Genomic DNA, 19,723 nt, shown 5'->3' with positions numbered 1-19,723 from the left:
AAAAAAGGCCGCTTTGGTAAAAGCGGCCTTCGTAATAATATCACTGGGATTTATTGAAGGGTTATTTCCATCGCCAGTTAAGTTCTCTGTTCACCTCAATGTTATTTGTCTTTGCAATATCTTTAAGCAAATTATTTAGTTCCTGATAATCAAAGCTGCGTTTTGGCAGTGTGATTGTGTCTTGCGAATTAAATTTAACAAAAAAGTGATTTCCGGTTTCGGTAATGTTTTCTATCTGTGATGTGTTAAGAGTTACATCTGAAAATATGCTTTTATATATGAATGAGTCAGGTGTTAATGTTATATCAAATGGAGCGTTCTTAAGCTTTTCAAATTTTTCGTTTGTATGCTTATTATAGATTTTCTTATAAATGTTTTTTTGTAAGAAAGGAAGCAGTATAAAAGTCACACAAGCAAGGCCTATACAATAGCCTGTCCATTCCATATCGCCCTCATAAAAACACCAAGCAGCTAAAAGTAAAAACCAAACAGTTAAAAATATTACACCTCTGTTCCTGGTGCGTTTAGCAAGTTTGGATTTTGAAACAACAAATAAACAGTTGGTCAAAAGATCCTCTTTAGTAAAGGTGATAATAGCGTGCATAAGGTTTTTATTAGTAGTAAATATATTACTACAAAACGAAAACGGCAAGCGTAAACACCTGCCGTTTTCCTGTCTAATGAGTTAAGATTAATCGTTTATCGCTTTTACTCCCGGTAACTCCTTACCCTCCATATATTCCAACAACGCGCCACCGCCTGTTGATACATAGCTTACATCATCGTTAAAGCCGAATTTAGAAACGGCAGCGGCCGAGTCGCCGCCACCAATCAGCGTAAAGCCACCGTCTTTCGTAGCTTGTACTACTGCTTCGGCTACGGCTTTGGTGCCTCTTTCAAATTTTTCCATTTCGAAAACGCCCATTGGACCGTTCCATAATACAGTTTTTGATTCGGCTACAACTTTAGTAAATGCAGCTATCGAATCCGGACCAATATCAAGGCCCATCCAGTCTTCTTTAATTTCCTTGTTCGGCGCTATGTCGGTATTAGCATCGGCAGCAAATGCATCAGCAATTACCGAATCGGTTGGTAACAATAAGTTAACGCCTTTGCTTTTAGCTTTCTCAATCAGCTGTAAAGCCAGGTCTAGCTTATCATCTTCTACTAATGATTTACCAATGTTCCCACCTTGGGCTTTGGCAAATGTATAAGCCATACCACCGCCAATAATAAGGTTATCAACTTTTTCCAGCATGTTTTCAATCAGCAGCAGCTTGTCGCTTACTTTAGCGCCGCCCATAATAGCGGTAAATGGTTTGGCAGCACCGTTCAATACCTTTTCGGCATTTTCCAGCTCGGCAGCCATCAGGTAGCCAAAGTATTTAGCCTCAGGAAAGAATTGTGCAATAATAGCGGTAGAAGCATGGGCACGGTGAGCAGTTCCAAATGCATCATTCACGTATACATCGCCTAATTTTGAAAGTTTTTCGGCAAAGTCTTTATCGCCTTTCTCTTCTTCCTTGTAAAAACGCAGGTTCTCAAGCAGCAATACTTCGCCATCTTTAAGAGCAGCAGCTTTTTCAGTTGCTTGTTGGCCTATGCAGTCATCTGCAAATTGTACCTCTTTACCAAGCAGTTGAGATAGGTGCGGAATGATGTGCTTCAAAGAATACTTTTCGGTAGGTCCTTCTTTTGGCCGGCCTAAGTGCGACATCAATATAAGCGAACCGCCATCAGCCAATATTTTTTTTAAGGTTGGCAGCGCAGCGGTAATGCGGTTATCATCGGTTATGTTGTAATCCTTATCAAGCGGAACGTTAAAATCAACCCTTATCAGGGCTTTTTTTCCGGCAAAGTTTAGTTGGTCGATTGTTTTCATGATTGGTTGCATGTCAAAATGAGTGCCCAAAATCAGAAAATTAATTGAGATACTTAAACGTAATTTTAAAAATGTGTGGAAAATACACTATGCAGGCTTAATGGTTTTTAAGTTGAATGTATTTGTGTATGAATTAACTTTTTTAATGATAAGTAAATTTACTCCATACGGTAGAGTTAAAACTCTTTGAAACAGTGTTTTATAAGCACTTTAGTAGCGAGAGTTGTGAAATTTGGCAGCTAAATTGCTTTTACCATTTGACTTTTATTAATTCAGCAAGTCAATTAATTATTAGCATTTACTTAAAACAGTTAATTATGATACAGGTAAAGCGTTTATTGATGGTTTCGGGCGTAGCACTAGGTTTAGTTGCTTGTCATTCAAACCCAAATCAATCTAACACCGTGGCTGCTAAAGTAGACAGCCAGCAAACATCAACCGTAACAATGGAAAAGTCTGATACCGTAGGTCTGGCAGCTTTCAGGGCTCAACAGCAAGCGCGTTATGAAGACAGTCTTAAAAACGTAGGCGCTGCGCGCGAGCGTGAACGCCGCCGTGCAAGAGCAACTACTACTTATGCTTCATCGGGTACAAGGTCGTCGTATGCGGCATCTGGTTACGGTGCAAATACCACAACAACTACCAAAAAGAAAAGCCATGCAGCACGTAATGGTGCCTTGATAGGTGCTGGTGCAGGTGCTTTAACAGGTGCTTTGGTAACCAAGAAAAACCGTGGCGTTGGTGCATTAATTGGCGGTGTAGCCGGTGGTGCAGCAGGTTATGGCGTTGGTAAAATAGTAGAGAAGAAAAAAGAAAACCAATAAGCTTACTTAGCTCAAATAAAAAATGCAACCCTTTGTGGGTTGCATTTTTTGTATAGGCACACTTTATATATGCGGCTTATTGAATTTTAAGATACATAGCATGGTGCGGGCCAATTCCGGGTATATCAAATTCCTTTGATACAATTTCGAAACCAACGTTACTGTAAAAGTTAACGGCTACTTTACGTGCATTGCACCATACATAGTTTGCCTTTTGACCGCGCAGGTAAACCACGGCAAAATTTACAAGCTGCGTACCTAAACCTTTACCTTGGTAGCTTTTTAAAGTAGCCATGCCCCTTAACTGGTAGCCTTTGCCTGTAAAATCACCGTAACCATGCGGGTGAAACGAGGCAATACTTACCAGCTCATCACCATCAACAAAACCTAAGTGAAAGCTTTCGGCATTATCGTCTCCAGGAAAGCGGCATTCTTCCAAGGTAAGTTTTCCCTCTCGCAATATTTCATTGCGGATAGGAAGTATATCATCTTTGCTTATAAATTTTACCACGAGTGATAGTTATTCGTTCTGTAAGTTAGGAAGTGTAAATTATATTATTACTGAAGCTGCATTTAGGAATTCAACAATGCAATTCGCTCAACCAAGTCGGCTAAACGGCTGCTATAGCCCATTTCGTTGTCATACCAGCCCACAACTTTTACAAGGTCGCCAACTATTGATGTTAGCTGAGCATCAAATATACAGCTATGAGGGTTGTCAAGTATATCGGTTGATACTATAGGGTCTTCGGTGTATTCTAGGATGTCTTTCATTGCGCCGTTGGCCGCTTGCTTAAAGGCTGCGTTAATGGCCTCAACAGTTGTCGGCTTTTTCAAAAGGCAGGTAAAATCAGTAAGTGAACCGTTCAGTACCGGCACTCGTATACCTGCTCCGCCCAGTTTACCATCTAAGTGAGGAAATATTGAAGTTATTGCCTTCGCTGCACCTGTTGTTGTGGGTATGATGGATGATGATGCCGCCCTTGCCCTACGAAGATCTTTATGAGGGGCATCGTGCAGGTTTTGATCGCCGGTCATGGAGTGTACGGTGGTGATATAACCTTCGGTTATGCCCCAGTTTTCTTCCAGCACCTTTACCATAGCGGCCACATTGTTGGTGGTACATGATGCATTTGAAATAATGGGCGACCGCAGGTCAATCTGATCATCATTTACACCCAACACCACGGTAGGCACGGTTTTGCCACCGGCAGGTGCCGATATAATGACCTGTTTGGCACCTGCAGCTAAATGCTGGTTAGCGCCATCGAGCGATGCAAATTTGCCGGTAGATTCAATGACAAGGTCAATATCAAGATCTGCCCATGGGAGATTTGCCGGAATGCTTTCGGCCAGTATTTTTATTGATTTGCCGTTTACAAACAGGTGTTGCTCATCAAAAGAAACATCGCCTTTAAAGCCGCGGTGAACACTGTCGTACTTAAATAAATGTGCTAGGGTTTGTGTGCTGGTAATGTCATTAATGGCAACTACCTCAATGCCTTGCCTGTTTAATATATTACGCAAAAAGATGCGGCCAATGCGGCCAAATCCATTGATAGCTATTCTCATTATTTAATGCTTAGTACCCTGCAAAATTATAAAATATAAAGGCTTAAACATGTGCTTTATTACACGGGCGGGTCATATTCATACTATCTTTTAATAATGCTTACTTTTGTAAGTGCATGACCTATACAAGTAACATCAGGGAAAATAAATGGGCCTTCATTATTTTGGCGGTTCCTGTATTGGTAACGTTAATTACCGGAGCTTATAGTTTTGCAGCACCTCCGGCCATATACCCCGATCCAAGCTGGGGGTTCCAGGTAATGCGCTCAATGGAAAACGGCGGTGGCTTTAACATGCTGGTAGGACCTGATACTGCCAACATAGCCAAGGATTCCGGCTTTTTTTTAACGTGGTGGTCGCCGGGGCAATACTTGTTGCCTTATGCCTTTAAGCAGTTATTTGCAGTTAATACCGGGCAGGCTTCCGTACTAACCAGTGTATTATGTGAAATCGCAGGTCTTTTTGGCTTCTTTGCTTTTTTTAAAAAAGTAGGCTTTAAACCGGTTATTGCTGCAGTAAGTGTGGCTTTTATTGCCAGTCAGCTGTTTTACTATATTCCGTTTGCGTTTTATAATGGGGGAGAGGTAATCATGTTTGCTTATGCAGGATGGTTTTTATACGGATGCTTTTATTTTAAAAAAATCAGTCCGCTCATGCTGCTGTTTGTATTGGTTGCAGGATGGGCAGGCTTCTTCAGTAAATCGTCAATGATGCTGGTGTACGCCGCCGGTTTGTTTTGTATGTGGATTAACATGTCGCCGCAACGCAGAGATTATACTGCATGGATTAAAAACGGGATAGCCATCGGTATTCCGTTTGTGATTTCTGTAGCTTGTATCTACATCTTCTTTTTAAGCAGGGGCGAAAACCCGGCGTCAGAGTCAAGCGGTGGTTTCCGTATAATATGGGAAACGTTCTTGTTCCCCATAGGCTCACCTTTGCTGGCTGGTTTCTCGTTAGATGAATTGACGCATGGCTTAATTTATCACCCCGATGGACCTATGTTTTCGCCGGCCGTTACAACCATATTGTTAATTGCAATAGCGGCGGGCAGCGTAGCTCTGGTTTGGGCAATTGTAAGGTGTGTGCCTTACCGCGCCTATATTATCGCATTAATTGTTTTTTATGCCGTCTTCTTTCTTTTCTTTGGGCAGGCCTTTGTGCGCCAGTTAGCAATATCATATGAAGGGCGGCACTTTCGTATTGTGGGGCTGTTAATTGTTCCCGGAGCAATTTATTTGATTGAGAAGAGCAAAATTTATTTCAGGGTAGCCTTTGTATTTGCTTGGATTTTTATTGCCTGGCAAAGCATATCAACCCTACACCGCGAATACTGGTATAACCGCGAGGAAGGGATACACGGCACATCGGGCATTACGCAGCAATTTATAGACAAGCCAACGCTTAAATACATTTTACAGGCAGATCAACAGCAGCGCAATGCTATCTTCGTTTTCATCAGCGCCGATTTAGGTTTAGAAATTCAAAACAACCGGTTTATTACCATTGAACCCATTGGTGCCGATGTTGGTACCAATTACGATGATTATACATTTAAAGGCCACGCCGGACCATTGTATATCCTGCTGCCATCAGAGTATGAAACCAATGGAGGAGCTAAGTTTATCATGCAAAAGTGTTTCCCCGAATATAATAACTTCGAAACTAAAAAGCTTACAAGTGATTATACCGTTTGGATAGGAAAGTAATTATTCAATTCCGTATTTAATCCTTTTCAGAAAAGCTCCCTTTGGATAAAAAGGTTAGGAAATTATTGAATGTTTATATTGATTTCTTTCCATAGCAAATCTTTCAGCGGATCGATGCCTTGTTGGGCTACGGCTGAAATAAATACTGCAGGTATACCTTCCGGAAGCTCTGCTTTCATCTCTTGTTGCAGTTCGTCATCCAGTAAATCGCTTTTGGTAATGGCAAGTACGCGTGGCTTATGAGCAAGCTCGGGGTTGTACTCTTTAAGCTCATGCAATAAAATCTCATATTCCTGCTTAATACTGCGGTTGGTATCAGCCGGAATCATAAACAACAGTACCGAATTGCGCTCAATATGGCGTAAAAAACGGAAGCCTAAACCTTTACCTTTTGATGCCCCCTCAATAATGCCCGGAATATCGGCCATCACAAATGAACGGTTATTGCGGTAAGCTACAATGCCTAAATTAGGTACAAGGGTGGTAAAAGCATAATCGGCAATTTCGGGTTTGGCCGCTGATACTACTGATAGTAGTGTAGACTTGCCTGCGTTAGGAAAACCTACCAAACCAACATCTGCCAGTAGTTTAAGCTCGAGTATGTTCCAATGCTCTTGTCCCGGTTCGCCCGGTTGAGCGTAACGTGGTGTTTGGTGGGTTGATGATTTAAAGTGCCAGTTACCTAAACCACCACGGCCCCCCGAGGTAAGAATTTTGGTCTCGCCGTCTTTAGTAATTTCAAAAATCACCTCGCCGGTTTCTGCATCGCGGGCTATAGTACCCAGGGGTACTTCAAGTATTTCGTCTCTGCCGGTTTTACCTGTGCTAAGGGCACTGCCACCACTGTCGCCATCGCCGGCAATGATATGCTTACGGTATTTAAGGTGTAGCATGGTCCATAGCTGGGCATTGCCTTTTACAATAACATGTCCGCCACGGCCACCGTCGCCACCATCGGGGCCACCTTTAGCCGTATGTTTATCACGGTGCAAATGCGCCGACCCTGCTCCGCCCTTGCCCGAGCGGCAGCATATTTTTACGTAATCAACAAAGTTCGAACCCTGGCTCATGTGTTTTGTATTTCAAAATCCGAATTTTACATTCGAATTTGTGTAACTCTTTAATTTTCTACGTATCATTTCAAACCACGGAGACCTTTTTGGTGTGCTTAGCTTGCACGTTTATTAAAATCTCCCACGGTGGTTAGCGATGACAAAATGCTTAGTAAATCCTAACTTGCTATAAACAACAATTTCGGATTTAAACAGCCCTTAGGAGCACTGTTCAAATCCGAAATCAAAATTCCAGCTAGCGGAAATATTAATATTTTTCTATTACCTCACTAATGGCATCAAAAATACCATCAATGGTACCTACGCCGTTAATGCTGGTAAATTTATCTTGTTCTTTGTAAAACTCTGCTACCGGCGTGGTTTTGCTATTATACTCGTTAATGCGTTTACGAATTATCTCGGGGTTCGCATCATCAGGGCGGCCCGATGTTTTGCCGCGCTCCAACAAACGTTTTTCTAACTCTTCATCATCAACCACCAAAGCTATCATACCTGAAATTGCAGTGCTTTTTTCTTCAAGTAAGGTATCTAAAGCAGCTGCCTGAGCAACAGTGCGCGGAAACCCGTCAAAAATAAAACCTTTGGCATCAGCATTTGCATCAAGCTTATTGCTGATCATGCCAATTACTACTTCATCGGGTACAAGTTTGCCATCATCCATCAGTTTTTTAGCTTCGAGGCCCAGCGTAGTACCTTGTGCAATTTCATTGCGTAATATATCACCAGTTGAGAGATGTATTAAGCCATATTTTTCAATAAGTTTTTGAGATTGTGTACCCTTGCCAGCGCCCGGCGGACCAAACAAAACTAAGTTCAGCATCCTTGTGATTTGTGTTTTAAATTAAAAAAGCCTTTCTGCAATAATACGGAAAGGCTTTGAGATTAAAAAGTGCACTCGAAGGGAGTCGAACCCCTAACCTTCTGATCCGTAGTCAGATGCTCTATCCAATTGAGCTACGAGTGCTTCCTGAAACGGAATGCAAAAGTAGTATTATTCTACATTCCGTTCAAATGTTTTTATAAAAAAATGCTGAATAATTTTAAAAACTGAGTTTTTGAGTTCATAATCAGCATATTAATTTTCAACTTAACATAACACAAGTTGTTGTTTCATGTTCTTATTTGGCTGCCGACTTAGCCGCCGCAAGTTTAAGCGCGTTATAAGCGTTTACAACGCCGCCGGTTTTACACAAGTCGGCAAAGGTAATGCTTCGCTCTTTGCTGCCAACTTTGTAGTTTACTTTATGGTCTATTTTAACAACCGATCTTAAAATAAGTTCTTTAACCTCTGTAGCGGTTAATGAGGGGTAGTATGATCTGATGAGTGCCGCAAGTCCGCTTACTACCGGTGCTGCCATGCTGGTACCATCATGATTGGTATACTCTGAATTTGGCGTGGTTGAATAGATAGCAACACCCGGGGCAAATACATCAACGGTGTTTTTGCCATAGTTTGAGAATGGTGCTTTTAGTGTTTTATCATCTTTAAAGCCCGATGCACCAACTTCTATCCAGGCTTCGGCGGCACCGCTTTTATCTTCATAATTGCGGTTAGGATAGAATATCTTGTCGTCGGTGTTTTCATTGTCGTTACCTGCAGCGTGTATAAGTAGCACATCTTTACTTACAGCGTACTTAACCGCTTCGTCTACTACTTTTTTATCCCATGAGTAGGGTTTGCCAAAGCTCATGTTAATTACTTTGGCTCCGTTATCGGCAGCATATCTTATAGCGTTCGCTACGTCCTTATCGCGTTCATCGCCGTTGGGCACCGTGCGTACCGACATGATTGCAACGTTATTGGCTACACCTTTGATGCCTAAATTATTTTCACGCAGGGCGGCAATAATTCCTGCCACATGCGAACCATGATCTGCGTCAGGGCCGGTAACATCATTGTTGCCGTAAAAATGTTCGTTACTGTTTTCGTAGTTATCGCCCACAAGGTCACGCGCCTCATAGTCCATATTTAAGTGGTAATTCAGCTTTTCGTTATAATGTTGATAGGCCTCATCTACTACGTTCTTTTTAAAATCTTTAAAATCCTTGTATTCAGGCATCATGCGCAGCACAATCTCGCGCACGCGGTTATCAACCTGGTTACGCGGCACAAAATTCATTACATCTTTATACGTTGGGTTTTCAATACCAATGGCTTGTTGTACCGCTTCAAGGGCCTGTTTAAAACCGCTTATATTTTGTAGGCTTTGGGTAGCTTCAGCGCGTTGCTTTTGCAGCTCGGCCTTGTGCTTTTCGTGTTCATTGTAAGCTTTTAGTTCCTCACCTTTTAGTGTTTCGGGTGTTGCATAGGCAAACTTCATCCAGTATTTTTTTAACAGGCGGGTAAGTTCTGTGTTATCATATTGGAGGTTGCCCTTGGCCGATCCTATAAAATTCCAGCCGTGTATATCGTCGGCATAGCCGTTTTTGTCATCATCTATACCATTGCCTGCAATTTCTTTGCCGTTGCTCAAAATTACATCTTTCAAATCTTCGTGGTTCACGTCAACCCCGCCATCAATTACGGCAACAATTACTTTCAACGGCTTTTTGTCCTTCAGTAATTCGTTATATGCTTTTTCGGTGCTGATTCCAAACATGCCATCGGCTTTCAGGTCAAGGTTTTGCCAGTTGGGTTTTGGCTTGGCGGGGGTTTGGGCAAATGTGTTTGTGGCACATAAAAGCAGGCCTGCAACTAACAGGCGTTTTAGGGTGTAAGAGTTAACCATTTAAATTAAAGAGATAGTAAAATTACAAGCGTTAAATAAACCAAAAAAACGCTCATGATACAACGCTGAAAATTTATAAACCGTATGAAAGTTAAAACCCTCGGACAAGTAACATAGTTAACTGACTGATGAAGGCAATGATAATTAGGGAACACGGAGGACCTGAAGTGTTGCAGCTGGCCGAGCGGCCAAAGCCTGTGCCCCGGCCCGGTGAAGTATTGATAAAAGTGTATGCTGCCGGTGTTAACCGGCCCGATGTTGCCCAGCGTAAAGGCAGCTATCCGCCGCCAGCGGGTGCACCTGTTGATATACCGGGTCTTGAAGTGGCGGGCGTGGTTGAAGCAATCGGGCCTGGCGTATTGTTGTGGCAGGCGGGTGACGAGGTGTGTGCCCTTGTAGCCGGTGGAGGTTATGCTGAATATTGCTTAGCTCCCGAAGGGCAATGTTTGCCGGTTCCGGCGGGTGTGAGCATGGTTGAAGCTGCAAGCCTACCCGAAACTTTTTTTACTGTTTGGAGTAACGTTTTTGACAGGGCAGGGTTAAAGCCACGCCATAGTTTGCTTGTACATGGCGGCAGCAGCGGCATTGGGGTGGCAGCTATACAAATAGCTAAAGCGTTAGGTAGTACGGTGTATGTAACAGCTGGTTCAGCGCATAAATGCGAGGTGTGCGAACATTTGGGTGCAGCAAAAGCCATCAATTATAAAACGCAAAATTTTGCTGACGAGATTATGCAGTTAACCAACGGAAATGGTGTTGACGTAATTTTGGATATGATAGGCGGTGATTACACGCCGCTTAACCTTGCCGCACTGGCAAATGATGGGCGACTGGTGCTTATTAATACCATGAAGGGTAAAGATGCGCAAGTTGATTTGTCATTAATTATGCTTAAGCGAATCACCATAACCGGTTCAACTTTGCGTGCCAGAGATATTGAATTTAAGGCTGCAATTGCAAAACAACTTAAGAACCATGTATGGCCGTTAATTGAGCAAGGGAAAATTAAAGCAGTGATTAATCAAACCTATGCTTTACAACAGGCCGCTGAAGCACATTTGCTAATGGAGAGCAGCGAACATATAGGCAAAATTGTCCTCGTAGTGCCTTAAATTTAACGTAAAAGTACGTCCTTATAATGGTCAGCTAAACGCTTTTTATTGTGATATATTATCCATCTGTTATTAATCATTATCAGTTAAGTGTATTACGTTCATATTTTCAGTAAAATTCTTTCATATAAGTAGTTAAAAAGTCATTATAAACCTTAACTTTGCGCTCCGAAATAGTGTCATGTGTTTGTTACAAAACCTGTTTCATTATCAGTTTTAAAAAATTAGGTAAGGTATATATGCCAAACATTGGAAAAATCTCACAAATCATTGGTCCGGTAGTTGACGTAAGCTTTAGCGACGATGCACATCTTCCTAGAATTTATGATGCGCTGGAGATCACCAAAAGCAACGGTCAGAAAATTGTATTAGAAGTTCAGCAGCACTTAGGCGAAGATCGCGTACGTGCAATTGCAATGGACTCAACCGACGGTTTATTACGCGGCATGCCGGTAACCGATCTGGAATCTCCTATCCGTATGCCTATCGGCGATAACATCAAAGGTCGTGTATTTAACGTAGTAGGCGATGCTATTGATGGTTTGGCTGATTTAGACAAAACAGGTGGTCGTCCTATCCACGCTACTCCTCCAAGATTTGAAGACTTATCTACCGAAACTGAAGTACTGTTTACCGGTATTAAAGTAATTGACCTTTTAGAGCCTTACGCTAAAGGTGGTAAAATTGGTTTGTTTGGTGGTGCGGGTGTAGGTAAAACCGTATTAATTCAAGAACTGATTAATAACATTGCTAAAGCATACTCAGGTTTATCGGTATTTGCTGGTGTAGGTGAGCGTACCCGCGAAGGTAACGACTTATTGCGCGAGATGCTTGAATCAGGCATTATCAAATACGGTGAAGAGTTTATGCACTCTATGGAGCAAGGCGGATGGGATCTTTCTAAGGTAAATGCCGAAGAATTAAAAGACTCTAAAGCAACCTTCGTATTCGGTCAAATGAACGAGCCGCCGGGTGCACGTGCACGTGTTGCATTATCAGGTTTAACTATTGCTGAGTACTTCCGTGATGGTGATGCCGAAGGTAAAGGACGCGATATTCTTTTCTTTATTGATAACATCTTCCGCTTTACTCAGGCAGGTTCTGAAGTATCGGCTCTTTTAGGTCGTATGCCATCAGCGGTAGGTTACCAGCCAACGCTTGCAACCGAGATGGGTATCATGCAGGAGCGTATTACCTCAACCAAACGTGGTTCAATTACATCAGTACAGGCCGTTTACGTACCTGCGGATGACTTGACTGACCCTGCGCCGGCTACAACCTTTGCTCACTTGGATGCTACTACCGTACTTTCACGTAAAATTGCTGAGTTAGGTATCTATCCTGCGGTTGACCCTCTGGATTCAACTTCACGTATTTTGAGCGCTGCTGTATTAGGCGATGAGCATTATAACACAGCACAACGTGTTAAAGAAACCTTACAACGTTATAAAGAACTTCAGGACATCATTGCCATTTTAGGTATGGATGAGTTATCTGAAGAAGATAAGTTAACAGTATCACGCGCTCGTCGTGTTCAGCGTTTCTTATCACAGCCTTTCCACGTGGCCGAGCAGTTTACCGGCTTAAAAGGTGTATTGGTTGATATTAAAGAAACCATCAAAGGTTTCAATATGATCATGGACGGTGAAGTGGATCAATATCCTGAAGCTTCATTCAACCTTGTTGGTACTATTGAAGATGCCATTGAAAAAGGTAAAAAACTATTAGCAGAAGCAAATAATTAATTGTTGCAGGTTGCGGGTTTAAGAGTTAACAAACAATGAATTGCAAAACTCTCAACACGCAACCTACAGCACATAACTCAAAAAATGACTTTAGAAATTCTTACTCCTGATAAAAAAGTATTTGAGGGCGAAGTTAGCTCAGTAACCGTTCCGGGTACTTTAGGGTCGTTTGAGATATTAAATAATCACGCACCAATCATTTCAACGCTTGAGGATGGTAAACTTATTGTTCGCGGCGGAAGCAAAGATGGTAAAGAAGGTGTTTACCGCATACAAGGCGGAGTGGTTGAAGTAAATAATAACAAAGTAATGGTACTTGCCGAAGGCATTACCCAGCGTTAATACTTACTTAAACATAATAAAAGCCCCTGTTATTTTATAGCAGGGGCTTTTTTGTATATTGAGGTTTGCGTTTTAAGCGCGCATCCATTTTCTTTTCAGCCATGCGCGCACAGGTTCGTCATATAGCTTAAGTGCTGCGTAAGCAACTGCCACAAACACTATAAATAACCCGCAGCCAACAGTTAGCATTTGGGCAGGTGTTGGCTTTTTTGCTTGTATCCAATATAAAAAGTAGTAAATACCGGGGTAGTGTATAATATAAAGCGGGTAAGATAAGTCTCCCGAAAACTTGCACAACTTGGCCCACTTTCCGCTAATGCTGCTTCCGGCGCCTGCTGCAATAATAAGCGGGAAAACAAAGATGATACACGCAGCCTCAAATAAGCCATTGTATTTAACATACGGTAGCATAAAAAGCACAATTAATACAACCGAACATAGCAGGTAGGCGTTACGCACTTTGAGCAATAATCCTGATCTGAACAATAGTAAGCCTGCAAAGAACGGGAATGCCATACGTGTTAAGCCCATCCAAAAATTGCCGTAGGCCCATCCGCTGGCCACGCTGCCAAGCATATTAGCCGCATACGCTAACCATAAACCGCTTACTATAGCTACAATCCACAATGCTTTGATGCTCAGTAGGCGCCCGAAAGCAACATAAAGAATGTTGGCTATGTATTCCTGCAAAAGCGACCATAGTGGCCCGTTCAATGAATGTGTTTCATCCCATCCCCGTACATCACGAGTGGGCAGTAATGTTAACCCGATTAATGTAATGCCCACCAGCTTCATAAAGTCAATGTGGTATTTGGCATCTATATAAGGGTCAAACCAAAAGCAAATAGCCCCCAGTACTGTGCTGAAAATAACCATAGGATGCAGGCGAATGAGGCGCGCCTTAAAAAAATCCCAGGGTTTCAGCTTGCCCCATCGGTCATCATAGGCATAACCAATAACAAAGCCCGACAACATAAAAAAGAAGTCAACCGCGAGGTAGCCATGGTGAATAGGGTGGATGCTATAATCGATATACAACGACTCGTACAAATGGAAGATAACTACCATAATGGCCGCTGTTCCGCGTAAGCCATCAAGTATAGGATAATGTGGTTTCAAAGGCAATGTAATTGGTAACGGGTTGCAAAGTACCGAAAATAATCAATGAGCTAGTAGTGGTAGCACTATTGACTATTAATGAGATAGTTATAATGATTTTTAGGGCGGTTTATGAAAGTGCAGTAAGGGAATTATAACTGTACAAATAAGCAATTGTTTGCAGTGGTGGGGATAAAGTTATCAAAAGTTGCTGTTGAAAACTTTTTAGTGGGAAAAAGTGGGAGGAAGTGGAAATTCTGTGTTACTTTTACATCTGAAAATTAGGATAAGACCCTGCATGTCTCATTTTTTAGGAGAATTTGATTGTAAACTGGATGCCAAAGGGCGGATGATGATCCCGGCGGGCCTCAAGAAACAGCTTCCAGAAGCTGATAAAGAGGGCCTTGTGATCAACCGTGGCTTTGAAAAGCACCTGGTAATCTATACTCGTAAGGAGTGGGATAAAATAGTGGACGACCTTAGCAAGCTTAACCAGTACGAGAAGAAAACCCGTGAGTTTATCCGGTATTTCACCCGTGGAGCTACCGAGCTATCCCTTGATGCATCGGGTAGGGTATTGTTGCCAAAGGCGCTCACTGAATATGCGGGCATAGGTACCGAAGTGGTGCTGTCTTGCCAGTTTAATAAAATTGAGGTTTGGGATCAAACTGCATATGATGAGCAGATGGATAACGCTCCTGAAAACTTTGCCAACCTGGCCGAGGAAGTAATGGGTAGTTTAGGAAGGAGGGGAGATGAGTAATTATCATAACCCGGTGATGTTGCAGGAGTGTATTGACGCTTTAAATATTAAGCCAAATGGAACTTACGTTGATGTAACCTTTGGTGGTGGTGGTCACTCGCGGGAAATAATGAAGCACCTGGGTGAAAACGGTAAGTTAATAGCGTTTGACCAGGATGCCGATGCGCAGCGTAATAAAATTGATGACAAACGCTTTGTGTTTGTTGATCAGAATTTTAGGTATCTCAAAAACTTTTGTCGCCTGCACGGTGCAACAAAGGTTGATGGTATACTGGCCGATTTGGGTGTATCGTCGCATCAGTTTGATGAGGCAGAGCGCGGATTTTCGATAAGGTTTGATGCCGAGCTGGACATGCGCATGAACCAGCAATCCGACCTTACCGCCAAGCAGGTGGTAAATACGTACAGCGAGGCTGAGTTACACCGCATTTTTGGCATTTACGGTGAAATCCAAAATGCGAAATCGCTTGCAAAAACTATTGTAACAGGCAGGCTTAATGGTCAGCTGAGTACGGTAGCCGATTTGAAAAACACAATTGCGGGATTAATTCCCCGTGGCAAAGAACATAAGTACCTGGCACAGGTATTTCAGGCGTTGCGCATTGAGGTAAACCAGGAGCTGGAGGTATTGAAAGATTTCCTGCAGCAGGCCGCCGAGGTTTTAGGTACAGGAGGCAGGTTGGTGGTTCTGTCTTACCATTCACTGGAAGACAGGCTGGTTAAAAACTTCATTGCTAAAGGCAAGTTCAGCGGCGAGGTGGAAAAAGATTTTTACGGTAATGATCAAAAACCGCTGGAGGCTGTAAGCCGCGGCGCAATAACTGCTACTGAAGAAGAAATAAAGGAAAATAACAGGGCACGTAGTGCCAAATTAAGAATAGCTGTAAAAAAATGAGCAACCGTTTACGTACAGAAATTCAGGAAGAAGAAGCTGAGAAGGAGATTGTGGTTAAAGAGATACCGGCTAAAGAAAACCCGGAAAACTTTTTCACAAACCTCATCAGTAAAGGAGTAATATCTACCGAGGATGTTACCCGTGCTTTGCCATTTGTTTTCTTTTTGGCATTGCTGGGTATGGTGTACATAGGTAACAGGCAATTTGCCGAAAACAATATACGTGACATTGATAAATTAAGTAAAGAAGTAAAAGAATTAAGCTGGGATTATAAAACTACCAAAGCCGAGATGGCTTACCACAGCACGCTTACAGAAGTGGCCAAGCGTGTAGATACCCTGGGTATAAGTGAAGCTGTTGAGCCACCGCAAAAGTTAACCGATAATACGGAGGTTGAAAAATGAATATCAGGACTAACATATTGCTGCGTGTGTACCTGGCCTTTGGGCTAATAGTGGTGCTGGCGTTTGCTGTGTTTTTTAAGCTGTGTCATTTACAATTTGCGCAGGGTAAAAAGTGGCGTAATATGGCCGATAGCCTCTCTGTAAAGTATGTTAACGTTGATGCTGCACGGGGTAACATTTTTGCTGTTGATGGTAGCTTACTAGCAACTTCAGTGCCTGAATATGAGCTGCATATGGATATGCTTGCCGGTGGTATTGAAGATGATAAGGTGTTTTACGATAAGGTAGATTCACTGGCCTACAAAATGTCGGCTTTCTTTGGCGATAAATCAGCCGGTGATTATTCGCGCGCTTTGCGTGAGGCGCGCCGCGAAAAGCGCCGTTATCAACTGGTACGCAGAAGGGTTTCTTATCAAGATCTTAAAAAAATACGCAAGTTTCCCATATTTAATATGGGCCGTTATAAAGGCGGTTTAATCATTGTTCAGCAAAATAAGCGCATTCTCCCTTATCGCTCGCTTGCGGCACGTACCATTGGTTATAAAAATGAAAACATCAAAAACCCGGTAGGTTTGGAGGGTGCATATGCTGATTATATTGAAGGCGAAAGCGGTAAGCGTTTAATGCAGCGTATTGCAGGTAGTGTTTGGATGCCGGTAAACCCCGATAATGAGATTGCCCCAAAAGAAGGTGCAGATATTATATCAACTATTGATGTAAATTTTCAGGATGTTACGCAAAATGCGTTGCTTAAACAGCTCATTAAAAGCAATGCCGATCATGGTGCCGCCATATTAATGGAGGTGTCAACCGGTGAAATACGCGCTGTAGCAAATTACAGCAAGGTTGCCGACGGCGAATACAAAGAGAAATTCAATTATGCTATTGCCGGTAATCAAGATCCCGGCTCTACCTTCAAAATTGCGTCGTATATGGCGTTACTTGAAGATAAGTATGTTGACACCAACACCCTTGTAGGTACGGGTACATATCCCATCCGTGGCCACATCATCAAGGATTCGCATGGAAGTATTGGAGTGGTGACCGTAAAAAAGGCGTTTGAAGAGTCATCAAACGCCGCGGTTGCCTATTTAGTTGATAAGTATTACAAGCAAAATCAATCGAAGTTTACCGACCATCTTTACGATTGGAAGCTGAATGAAAAGCTGGGTTTGCAAATACCGGGTGAAGCTCAGCCGGTGGTAAAAAATCCTAAGAGCAAAAGCTGGAACAAGAACATGTCGTTGCCTCAAATGGCCTATGGCTATGAGATGAATTTGACGCCGCTTAAAATGTTGTCGTTTTATAATGCCATTGCCAATAACGGCAAGTATGTAGCGCCAATTTTTGTGCGCGAAATTCGCAGACTGGGTAACCCCATCGAGCAGTTTTCGGCCCGTGTAGTTAACGATAAAATATGCTCCGAAAAAACCCTGAAAAAAATGCAGGAAATGATGGAAGGGGTAATTACCGAGGGTACGGGTAAAGGCATCATTTATAATCCATTGTACAGAGTTGCCGGTAAATCGGGTACTGCACAGGTGGCCGATGCAAACAAAGGTTATAAAGCCCGCCGTCAATATCAGGCCTCGTTTGCAGGTTATTTTCCGGCCGATAAGCCCAAATACTCGCTTATAGTGGTTATCAATGATCCAAAGAACGGCTATTACGGTGCAGCAGTTGCCGGTCCGGTTTTCAGGGAAATTGCTGATAAAGTATACTCGAGCGATTTGCAGATGGACCAGGCCCCGGTAACTCGTTTAGTTGGCAACACGCAGCTACCTGAGGTTAAGCACGGAAACATTAAAGCCCTGCAGCAGGTGTATGGCAAACTTGGAGTTAAACCGCTGTATGCATCAAATGCATCGCGTTCGGTTGATACCAGCAATGGTTTGGCTCCGCAAGAAGTAAAATACAAACGTGGCACTGTACCCGCCGTAACCGGAATGGGTTTGAGTGATGCGCTTTATGCATTAGGTAATGCAGGATATAAAACAACTGTAAGAGGATGCGGAGTAGTAGCACGCCAGTCGGTAACGGGTGGTAGTATTATTCCTAAAGGGTCACGCGTAACCATTGAACTGCAATGAGATATTTAAGCGAAATAATTGAAGGCTTGGCCTTTACCAAATTGCAGGGCAGTGCCGATGTTGAAATTACTGCGGTAGTGTTCGACTCGCGTAAGGTTGTACCCGGTGCATTGTTTGTTGCAGTGCGCGGTACCCATGTTGATGGCCATGATTATATAGAGCAAGCCATTAAAGATGGTGCTGTTGCTATAGTTTGTGAAGATTTGCCGGGTCATACCGCCGAAGCTGCAGACTTTTTGATGGTACAAAACTCTGCGGAAGCGTTGGGGATACTGGCATCAAACTTTTACGCCAATCCATCCAAAAAAATAAAGCTTGTTGGAGTTACCGGTACAAACGGTAAAACTACTACGGCAACTTTGCTATACCAGTTGTTTCGTGATTTAGGTTACAAATGTGGTTTGCTTTCAACGGTAGAGAATCAGATAAATGGTAGGGTAATACCTTCTACTCATACCACGCCCGATCCGGTTGCGCTTAATGCCTTACTTGACGATATGGTTGCGCAAAGTTGTGATTACTGTTTTATGGAAGTAAGCTCACATGCTGTTGCACAACACCGCATTGATGGGTTGACTTTTGCCGGCGGCATATTTTCAAACCTTACGCATGATCATCTTGATTACCATAAAACCTTTGATAGCTATTTAAAGGCCAAAAAGGGTTTTTTTGATGCCTTGCCTAAAGGTGCGTTTGCTTTAACCAACGTTGATGACCGCAATGGCAACGTAATGCTGCAAAATACCAAAGCCTTTAAAAAAACATATGGCCTTAAAAACATGGCCGATTTTAAGGTAAAGGTTCTGGAGAATCAGTTTGGCGGCCTTTTGTTAAATGTTGATGGCGACGAAGTTTGGTTTAAAATGGTAGGCAGCTTCAATGCTTACAATTTATTGGCAGTGTATGCAGCAGCTATACTATTAGGTCAGGAAAAAAGTGCCGTATTAACCAGCTTAAGCAAATTATCTGGCGCGGAAGGCCGTTTTGATTATTCAATAGCACCCAATAAGATTATTGGTATTGTTGATTATGCCCATACACCTGATGCCGTGCAGAATGTTTTGAGTACCGTACAAGATATACGCAAAGGAACCGAAAAGGTAATAACCGTTATAGGCTGCGGAGGCGACAGAGATAAAACAAAGCGGCCGGTAATGGCAAAAACCGCCTGCGACTGGAGCGACAAAGTGATACTTACCTCTGACAACCCACGCACAGAAGATCCTGCCCAAATTATAAAAGATATGGAGGCCGGAGTTGACCCAGGTAACCAGCGCAAGACAATAAGTATAGTCGACCGCCGGGAAGCCATTAAAACAGCGGTACATCTGGCTCAACCCGGAGACATTATAGTGTTAGCCGGAAAAGGACACGAAAAGTACCAGGAAATAAACGGTGTGAAAAACCACTTCGACGATAAAGAAGAACTTCTAAACGCATTTTCAAAACTATAACAGCAATTATTAATAAAAAGAACCAGTAACC

Annotated in this window: 18 protein-coding genes and 1 tRNA gene; 10 read left to right on the top strand and 9 right to left on the bottom strand. The window is 42.7% G+C overall.

Annotation, left to right across the window (positions count from 1 at the left end):
* Positions 1 to 61: 61 nt before the first annotated feature.
* Both GO816_RS03280 and GO816_RS03275 read right to left on the bottom strand, forming a co-directional pair.
* Positions 62 to 604, bottom strand: a complete 543-nt coding sequence (locus tag GO816_RS03280) for a YcxB family protein (RefSeq protein ID WP_157539909.1) — start codon at positions 602 to 604, stop codon at positions 62 to 64.
* Between the two features lie 87 nt (positions 605 to 691).
* A complete protein-coding gene (locus tag GO816_RS03275) occupies positions 692 to 1,882 on the bottom strand; it encodes a phosphoglycerate kinase (protein WP_157539908.1) in 1,191 nt (396 codons plus the stop codon).
* Between the two features lie 317 nt (positions 1,883 to 2,199).
* On the opposite strand from GO816_RS03275, the gene GO816_RS03270 reads away from it, so the two are divergent.
* Complete coding sequence (locus GO816_RS03270) at positions 2,200 to 2,706, top strand: glycine zipper domain-containing protein (protein WP_198171403.1); 507 nt, start codon at positions 2,200 to 2,202, stop codon at positions 2,704 to 2,706.
* A 76-nt stretch (positions 2,707 to 2,782) separates the two neighbouring features.
* Here GO816_RS03270 and GO816_RS03265 read toward each other — a convergent pair whose 3' ends face one another.
* Positions 2,783 to 3,217, bottom strand: coding sequence for a GNAT family N-acetyltransferase (locus GO816_RS03265; protein WP_317163576.1), 435 nt, complete (start codon positions 3,215 to 3,217; stop codon positions 2,783 to 2,785).
* 62 nt (positions 3,218 to 3,279) lie between these two features.
* Positions 3,280 to 4,278 carry a type I glyceraldehyde-3-phosphate dehydrogenase gene (gap, locus tag GO816_RS03260; RefSeq protein WP_157539907.1) on the bottom strand — a complete coding sequence of 333 codons (999 nt, stop codon included), beginning with the start codon at positions 4,276 to 4,278 and terminating at the stop codon, positions 3,280 to 3,282.
* A gap of 116 nt (positions 4,279 to 4,394) precedes the next feature.
* Here gap and GO816_RS03255 point away from each other — a divergent pair, with 116 nt between their 5' ends.
* Complete coding sequence (locus GO816_RS03255; RefSeq protein ID WP_157539906.1) at positions 4,395 to 5,987, top strand: hypothetical protein; 1,593 nt, start codon at positions 4,395 to 4,397, stop codon at positions 5,985 to 5,987.
* A gap of 62 nt (positions 5,988 to 6,049) precedes the next feature.
* Here GO816_RS03255 and obgE read toward each other — a convergent pair whose 3' ends face one another.
* From obgE to GO816_RS03235, 4 genes are all read right to left on the bottom strand, one after another.
* The gene (obgE, locus tag GO816_RS03250; RefSeq protein ID WP_157539905.1) at positions 6,050 to 7,057 is read right to left on the bottom strand and encodes a GTPase ObgE; all 1,008 of its coding nucleotides are present in this window, start codon (positions 7,055 to 7,057) and stop codon (positions 6,050 to 6,052) included.
* A gap of 250 nt (positions 7,058 to 7,307) precedes the next feature.
* Positions 7,308 to 7,880 carry an adenylate kinase gene (locus GO816_RS03245; protein WP_157539904.1) on the bottom strand — a complete coding sequence of 191 codons (573 nt, stop codon included), beginning with the start codon at positions 7,878 to 7,880 and terminating at the stop codon, positions 7,308 to 7,310.
* A gap of 70 nt (positions 7,881 to 7,950) precedes the next feature.
* Positions 7,951 to 8,024, bottom strand: a tRNA-Arg gene (locus GO816_RS03240).
* A 154-nt stretch (positions 8,025 to 8,178) separates the two neighbouring features.
* On the bottom strand, positions 8,179 to 9,789 hold the full coding sequence (locus GO816_RS03235; RefSeq protein ID WP_157539903.1) for a S8 family peptidase: 1,611 nt from the start codon (positions 9,787 to 9,789) through the stop codon (positions 8,179 to 8,181).
* 128 nt (positions 9,790 to 9,917) lie between these two features.
* Here GO816_RS03235 and GO816_RS03230 point away from each other — a divergent pair, with 128 nt between their 5' ends.
* From GO816_RS03230 to atpC, 3 genes are all read left to right on the top strand, one after another.
* Entirely contained in the window at positions 9,918 to 10,901 is a 984-nt protein-coding gene (locus tag GO816_RS03230) for an NAD(P)H-quinone oxidoreductase (protein ID WP_157539902.1), read from the top strand.
* Between the two features lie 239 nt (positions 10,902 to 11,140).
* Entirely contained in the window at positions 11,141 to 12,646 is a 1,506-nt protein-coding gene (atpD, locus tag GO816_RS03225; protein ID WP_157539901.1) for a F0F1 ATP synthase subunit beta, read from the top strand.
* Positions 12,647 to 12,730: 84 nt separating this feature from the next.
* Positions 12,731 to 12,988 (top strand): ATP synthase F1 subunit epsilon, encoded by a 258-nt coding sequence (atpC, locus tag GO816_RS03220; protein ID WP_157539900.1) that lies wholly within the window; start codon positions 12,731 to 12,733, stop codon positions 12,986 to 12,988.
* Between the two features lie 72 nt (positions 12,989 to 13,060).
* Here the strand turns inward: atpC and GO816_RS03215 are convergent, their stop codons facing one another.
* Positions 13,061 to 14,107: an acyltransferase family protein gene (locus tag GO816_RS03215; protein WP_157539899.1), complete on the bottom strand. Its 1,047-nt coding sequence runs from the start codon at positions 14,105 to 14,107 to the stop codon at positions 13,061 to 13,063.
* Positions 14,108 to 14,384: 277 nt separating this feature from the next.
* Between GO816_RS03215 and mraZ the strand changes: the two genes are divergently transcribed.
* The 5 genes from mraZ to GO816_RS03190 are packed head-to-tail and all read left to right on the top strand — an operon-like array spanning position 14,385 to position 19,692.
* Positions 14,385 to 14,849 carry a division/cell wall cluster transcriptional repressor MraZ gene (mraZ, locus tag GO816_RS03210; protein ID WP_157539898.1) on the top strand — a complete coding sequence of 155 codons (465 nt, stop codon included), beginning with the start codon at positions 14,385 to 14,387 and terminating at the stop codon, positions 14,847 to 14,849.
* Positions 14,842 to 15,744 carry a 16S rRNA (cytosine(1402)-N(4))-methyltransferase RsmH gene (gene rsmH / locus GO816_RS03205; protein WP_157539897.1) on the top strand — a complete coding sequence of 301 codons (903 nt, stop codon included), beginning with the start codon at positions 14,842 to 14,844 and terminating at the stop codon, positions 15,742 to 15,744. The genes mraZ and rsmH overlap by 8 nt, the downstream gene beginning before the upstream one ends.
* A complete protein-coding gene (locus tag GO816_RS03200; protein ID WP_157539896.1) occupies positions 15,741 to 16,148 on the top strand; it encodes an FtsL-like putative cell division protein in 408 nt (135 codons plus the stop codon). Before rsmH ends, GO816_RS03200 begins: the two co-directional genes overlap by 4 nt.
* Positions 16,145 to 18,238, top strand: coding sequence for a penicillin-binding protein (locus tag GO816_RS03195; protein ID WP_157539895.1), 2,094 nt, complete (start codon positions 16,145 to 16,147; stop codon positions 18,236 to 18,238). The genes GO816_RS03200 and GO816_RS03195 overlap by 4 nt, the downstream gene beginning before the upstream one ends.
* A complete protein-coding gene (locus tag GO816_RS03190) occupies positions 18,235 to 19,692 on the top strand; it encodes a UDP-N-acetylmuramoyl-L-alanyl-D-glutamate--2,6-diaminopimelate ligase (protein ID WP_157539894.1) in 1,458 nt (485 codons plus the stop codon). The genes GO816_RS03195 and GO816_RS03190 overlap by 4 nt, the downstream gene beginning before the upstream one ends.
* The last annotated feature ends 31 nt before the right edge of the window (positions 19,693 to 19,723 follow it).

It is taken from the genome of Mucilaginibacter aquatilis (genome assembly GCF_009755275.1).
GTDB classification, from domain to species: Bacteria; Bacteroidota; Bacteroidia; order Sphingobacteriales; family Sphingobacteriaceae; genus Mucilaginibacter; species Mucilaginibacter aquatilis.
This window is presented reverse-complemented; position numbering and strand designations above follow the sequence as displayed.